At 69.1% G+C, this 1370-nt stretch carries 1 protein-coding gene; it reads right to left on the bottom strand.

What is annotated here, in order from left to right:
- Nucleotides 1–156: 156 nt before the first annotated feature.
- Nucleotides 157–1104, bottom strand: a complete 948-nt coding sequence (locus AB0J67_RS41160; protein ID WP_363491264.1) for a sugar ABC transporter permease — start codon at nucleotides 1102–1104, stop codon at nucleotides 157–159.
- Nucleotides 1105–1370 lie beyond the last annotated feature (266 nt).

Here is a 1370-nt window from a genome sequence, read left to right as displayed (position 1 = left end):
CGGGCCAGCCCAGGGGGTTCGTGGACAGCTGGCCGTTGTCCTTGAACCCGCCGAGCACCCCGAACCCGACCGGCACCACGATGAGCGCGCCGATCACGATGGACACCAGGTGCAGCACCGTACGCCGGGCACGGTCGGCGGGGGTGACGGTCCGGCTCAACGCTGGTCTCCCATCGTGGTGAGGGCGCCCTCGGTGTCGCGGCGCAGCACGAACCGCTGGTAGAACAGGGCGAACACCAGGCTGATCAGGAACATGACGATCGAGATCGCGCTGGCGTAGCCGACCTCGAAGCGCCGGAAGCCGTACTGGTACATGGTCACGGCCATGGTCTCCGAGGCGTGGATGGGTCCGCCGCCGGTGAGCACCCAGACCATGTCGAACAGCTGGATGCTGCCGATGACCGACAGGAACACGCTGATCCGGATGGTCGGGCCGAGCAGCGGCAGTGTCACGTGCCGGAACACCTGCCAGGGGCCGGCGCCGTCGGTGGTCGCGGCCTCGGTCAGCTCGCGCGGGATGCCCTGCCGGCCGGCCAGGTAGAGGATCATGTGGAAGCCGAAGTACTTCCACGAGATCACGAAGAACAGCGCGAACAGCACCGTGTCCGGGTCGGCGAACACCGCGCCGTTGAGCGCGTCGATGCCCAGCCACCCGGCGATCTGCTGGCCCAGCCCCCGGTTCGGCGACAGCACCAGGGTGAACAGCACCGCCGTGGTGACCTCGGAGAGCACGTACGGCGCGAAGAAGATCAGCCGGTACACGCTGCGGCCCTTGAGCTGCTGGTTGAGCAGCATGGCCAGGCCCAGCGACACGGGCAGCTGGATGACCAGCGACAGCCCGATCAGCACTCCGGTGCGCCACAGGTCGCCCAGGAACGTCGGATCCTCGAACGCGCGGGTGAAGTTGTCCAGCCCGACGAAGTTCTCCGGCAGGTTGAAGCCGTTCCACTTGTACAGGCTGACGTAGCCCGCGACCAGGATCGGGGCGATGACCAGCAGCAGGAACAGCACCAGCGCCGGCGCGAGGAACAGCACGATCGCGGCGAGCTGCCGGGGCCGGCGGCCGCGCCCGCGCGCGGCCGCCGATCCCCGTGGCGAAGGCACTGCGGCGCGGGAGCCCGGATCCTTCCGGATCGCCGTCGATTGCGTCATCGTCCCTGCTCCCGTCGCGCGTGGCCGGTCGTCGTGCGGCGCCGGTGCGGCCACCGGCGCGGTACCTTACTGGCTCTTGGCCACCGTGGTGATGTCCTTGACGATCTCCTCGGGCTTCTTCTTCCCGGCGACCAGCTCGGCCACGCTGTCGTTGACCTGCTGACCCACCGCCGGCGGGTACGCCTGGTCCAGGTACAGCTGGAACCCGGTCGCCGCGG

Origin of the sequence: Catellatospora sp. NPDC049609 (genome assembly GCF_040675365.1) — a bacterium.
Taxonomy (GTDB): Bacteria; Actinomycetota; Actinomycetes; order Mycobacteriales; family Micromonosporaceae; genus Catellatospora.
Note: the sequence above shows the minus strand (reverse complement) of the source record. Positions and strands in the feature narration are given on the sequence as shown.